Here is a 4,486-nt window from a genome sequence, read left to right as displayed (position 1 = left end):
CCGTCTTTGTTTCTTGGTCGGGGGGGTTGTTTTTTTTTAAAACGAACCCCAAACCCGGGTGCAACCCGGGTTTTCCGGTCGGGGGGGGGGGGGGGGGGCGCCCCGGGCCCCCCCCCCCCCGCCCTCGTCCGTACTAGAGCGCGATCAGCCCCGCCGGGGTGGGAGCGAAACCGCACGCGTCGACGTAGAACCCGTGCAGATGGTCGTCGAAGTCGACGTGCAACCACTCACAGCCCGCCGCCCGGGCGCCGCCGACGGCCTCGGCCACGAGTCCGCCGCCGATGCCCCGTCCGCGCAGCTCCGCGGTGACCACGGTGTCGAGGACGAAGGCGTGCACCCCGCCGTCCCAGGCGACGTTCACGAAGCCGACGAGCCGCCCCCCGCTCCGGGCGCAGACCCAACCGAGGCTGTGCCGGTGGACCTGGGCGTGCCAGCGGATGGGCAGCACCGGGTGCCCGAACCCCTCCGCGTGCAGGAGGTTGACGTCCTCGTCGGCGAAGTCTCCGCGCCAGGTGTAAGTGATCGTCACGACGGCATCGTAGGTGCTGCCGTGACGTGCGGAACCCCTCTTCAATCATGTGGGAATCCGTCCGTTCGTGGTAACTTTTGGTGCTTACTGTGAGCTATTGGGGTGAGGGGTGGGGCGGTCCCCTGGCCGTGCGGTGCCCGGGCGTTCACGCCACGGACGGGCCCCGCCCCGGACCGGCCGGCACTCCGCTCCACGAAACGGGGGACCCGCATGACCGTCGACGACACCGGACGACCGGCCGACGCGGGATGGGACCGGGCGCGCTGCGAGCGGGCCGCCGACACCCTGTTGAGCGCCGTCACCCGCCACGCCTCGCCCTCCTTCGCCCGCATCGAACTGCCCGGCCGGACCTCCTGGTCGGGCCGGGAATCGGACGCCCTGGAAGGCTTCGCCCGGACCTTCCTCCTCGCGGCACTGCGCATCGCCGGAGCCCGGGGCACCGGCCCCGAGGCGACCGCCCTGCTCGACCGGTACGCCTCCGGGCTGACGGCCGGCGCCGACCCGGACCACCCCGAAGCCTGGCCCAGGATCTCCGCGGACCGCGGCCAACCCATGGTCGAGGCCGCGTCCGTCGCGCTGGCCCTGCACCTGACCCGCCCCTGGCTCTGGGACGCGCTGGAGCCGGGTGCCCGGGAACACGTCCTCGACTGGCTCGGCGGATTCGTGGGGCGCCGCACCGTCCCCAACAACTGGATGCTCTTCCAAACCCTGGTGGAGGAGTTCCTGTGCTCCGCCGGAGCCGAGCACCGTCACGACGAGATCGTGCGCGGCCTCGACGCCCTGGAGGGCTGGTACCTGGGCGACGGCTGGTACACCGACGGCGACGGACGCCGCATCGACCACTACAACGGCTGGGCGCTGCACCTGTACCCGCTGATGTGGACCCGGATGGCCAGCGGGGGACCGCGCCGGGCGCTCGCCGAGGAGCGGGCCGCCACCTACCGCGAACGGCTGCACCGCTTCCTCACGGACTACGTCCACCTGGTCGGCGCCGACGGCGCACCCCTCCACCAGGGCCGCTCCCTCACCTACCGCTTCGCCGCCGCCGCGCCCCTGTGGACCGGCGCCCTCTTCGACTGCTCCCCCCTCGCCCCGGGACTCACCCGCCGCGCCGCCACCGGCGTGCTGCGGCACTTCGCGGAACGCGGTGCCCCCGGACCCGAAGGACTGCTGTCCCTCGGGTGGTACGACGCGTTCCTGCCCATGACCCAGCCCTACTCGGGCCCCGCCTCGCCCTACTGGGCGGCCAAGGGCTTCCTCGGACTCCTGCTGCCCGCCACCCATCCGGTGTGGACGGCGCCCGAAGAGCCGCTGCCCGTCGAACGGGCGGACACCCTGACCGGGGTCGCCCCGGCGAACTGGCTCGTCCAGGGCACGGCGGTCGACGGCATCGTCCGACTGCACAACCACGGCAGCGACGGTGCGGGACTCGGCTCGCACGGCGACGACCCCTTCTACGCCCGCCTCGCGTACTCCACCACGACCGGCCCCTGGATCGAGCCCTCCGAGCACCGGCCAGACAACCAACTGGTCCTCACCGCGCCCGACGGCACCACCCTGCGCCGCGGCCCGCTCACCCCGCTCGGCACCGTGCGCGGCGACACCTGGGCCACGGCCGGCTCCTGGTACGTGCCGCTGCGGCCCGGTACGGGCGACACCTTGACGCCGGAACCCGACGTCCGGGTGGAGACCCACACCGTCGCCCACGGCCGATTCGAGACCCGTCTGCACGCGGTCACCGCCCCCGCGGGCTGGCGGGTCCGGGAGGGCGGCCACCCGGTGGCCGCCGCCGCCCCGCCCACGACCGGAACCGGCCGCTGGGCCAGCGCGGTGCGCGCCGACGGCACCGTCAGCGCCCTCGCCCCGCTGCACGGTCACGACCGACTCGGCGTCAGCGAGGCCGAGGGCGTGAACGCGCTGGGCCGCCATGCCGCACTCCCGTACCTGACGGCGGACCACCCCGGTGGCACCGCCCTGTACGCGAGTTGCGCGGTCCTCAGCGCAGCCCCCCTCGACCTGGCGGCCCCACCGCCCCTCACCCTGCGGGTCCGGGAGACCCGGGTGGAGGTCGACCTGCCGGACGGCAGCACCGTTCGCTTCGACCGGCCCGGGGACGCCGCGGGCCCCCGACTCGTTCCGCGTCCCACCTGAGACCGCGCACCCGGCCACCGTCCCCCCACGGGAACGCAAGGGGCCCCGCCACCGCGGTGCGCGGTGGCGGGGCGGGTTCCGCCGGCGGGGCCGGACGGGTCAGTCGCCGGGCGTCGGCTCCGGACCGCCCAGCACGTCGTCCAGCATCTCGGCGCGCGAACGCGGCCAGCCGAGCGCGTCGGGGCGCCGCTGCCAGGGGTGCGGCCCGGCCAGCGGACGGTACTCCACCCCGAGCGCGTCGAGCCGGGCCAGATGGTGGACCAGCCGCGGCTCGAACTCCGCGTAGTCACGGGTCCCGAGGGTCCAGACGGCCTCGGCGAACGCGGCCAGCCGCGGGAAGGCCAAGTAGTCCAGGGCCCGCGGACCGTCCACCGGCTCCGTCCACAACTGCGCCTGACCGCCGAGGACGTGGTCCGCCTCGCTCGGCGACAGGCCCTCGGGAACGGGCTCGAAGGCATAGGCGTCCGCCAGGCCGATCACGCAGCCCACCGGAATCGGCTCGTCCGGGTCGTCCGACTGGCGGTAGTCGAAGTAGACGTCGGTCAGCGGACAGGCGATGACGTCGTGCCCGGCACGGGCCGCGGCGACCGCTCCGCCCGTGCCCCGCCACGACATCACGGTCGCACCGTCCGCGAGACCCCCGTCCAGGATCTCGTCCCAGCCCAACAGGGCCCGCCCCCGCGCGGTCAGGTACTCGTCGAAGTGGCGCACGAACCAGGACTGGAGGGCGTCCTCGTCGGCGAGACCCCGCTCGCGCATCCGCTGCTGGACCCGTGCGTCGCTGCGCCACTCCGTCTTGACGCACTCGTCCCCGCCGATGCAGACGTACCGGGAGTCGAACAGTTCCAGCACCTCGTCGAAGACGTTCCGGAAGAACGCGAGCGTCGACTCCTCCGCGTTCAGGACGTGTTCGCCCGGTCCCCAGGCAGTGCGGACCTCCACCGGGGCGTCGCTGTTGCCGAGCTCGGGGTACGCGGCGATCGCGGCCTGGGTGTGACCGGGGAGGTCGATCTCCGGCACCACGGTGATGGCGCGCTCGGCGGCGTACGCCACGATCTCACGGATGTCGTCCTGGGTGTAGAAACCGCCGTGCGGACGGTCCTCGTGACGACCGTGACGCGAGGACCCCACGGTGGACCCCTTGCGCCAGCCGCCGGTCTCCGTGAGCGCGGGATAGCGCTTGATCTCGATCCGCCACCCCTGATCGTCCGTCAGGTGCAGGTGCAGCACGTTGATCTTGTGCAGGGCCATCAGGTCGAGGTAGCGCAGGACCTCCCGCTTGGGCAGGAAGTGCCGGGCCACGTCGATCAGGGTGCCGCGCCAACCGAACCGGGGCGCGTCGGCGACGGTGACGACGGGCAGCCTCAGCGGCAGTGGCGCCCCCGCGCTGCGGTACACCGCGGGCGGCAGCAACTGGACCAGTGACTGCGCCGCGTAGAAGGCGCCGGGGTGCGCGCTCGCTTCGGCCAGCACCCCGCCCGGGGTGACCGTGAGCCGGTACGCCTCCTCGGCCAGGTCCGGGGCGTGCCGGAAGCGGACGGCCGGTCCTTCCCCCTCGGCGGGCGCGGGTCCGCCGAGCGCGGGGGCGAGGGTGCTGCGGAGCCAGTGGGCGGCCCGCTCCAAGGGCGGTTCCGCGGTGATCGGGGTGGTGGACGTGATGGTGAACGCGCCCTCACCGGGGTCGAGTTCAGTCGGGCGGGGGATGATCATCGCGACTCCAACGTCGGTCGGGCGGCGGTCCGGATCCGTGCGGCGGACGGGACCGGGTACGGGGTGCGTGGACGTGCGGCCGGTGCGCGCCGGGGT

3 protein-coding genes are annotated in these 4,486 nt (G+C 73.8%); 1 reads left to right on the top strand and 2 read right to left on the bottom strand.

Annotation, left to right across the window (positions count from 1 at the left end):
- Nucleotides 1–133: 133 nt before the first annotated feature.
- Entirely contained in the window at nt 134–529 is a 396-nt protein-coding gene (locus ACFWIA_RS34980) for a GNAT family N-acetyltransferase (RefSeq protein ID WP_387011312.1), read from the bottom strand.
- A gap of 210 nt (nt 530–739) precedes the next feature.
- Here ACFWIA_RS34980 and ACFWIA_RS34975 point away from each other — a divergent pair, with 210 nt between their 5' ends.
- Entirely contained in the window at nt 740–2,680 is a 1,941-nt protein-coding gene (locus ACFWIA_RS34975; protein WP_387011311.1) for a DUF2264 domain-containing protein, read from the top strand.
- Between the two features lie 99 nt (nt 2,681–2,779).
- On the opposite strand, the gene ACFWIA_RS34970 is transcribed toward ACFWIA_RS34975, so the two are convergent.
- Nucleotides 2,780–4,390, bottom strand: coding sequence for a beta-N-acetylhexosaminidase (locus ACFWIA_RS34970; RefSeq protein WP_387011313.1), 1,611 nt, complete (start codon nt 4,388–4,390; stop codon nt 2,780–2,782).
- Between the last annotated feature and the right edge of the window lie 96 nt (nt 4,391–4,486).

Origin of the sequence: Streptomyces sp. NPDC127068 (genome assembly GCF_042724695.1) — a bacterium.
Classification (GTDB): domain Bacteria; phylum Actinomycetota; class Actinomycetes; order Streptomycetales; family Streptomycetaceae; genus Streptomyces.
This window is presented reverse-complemented; position numbering and strand designations above follow the sequence as displayed.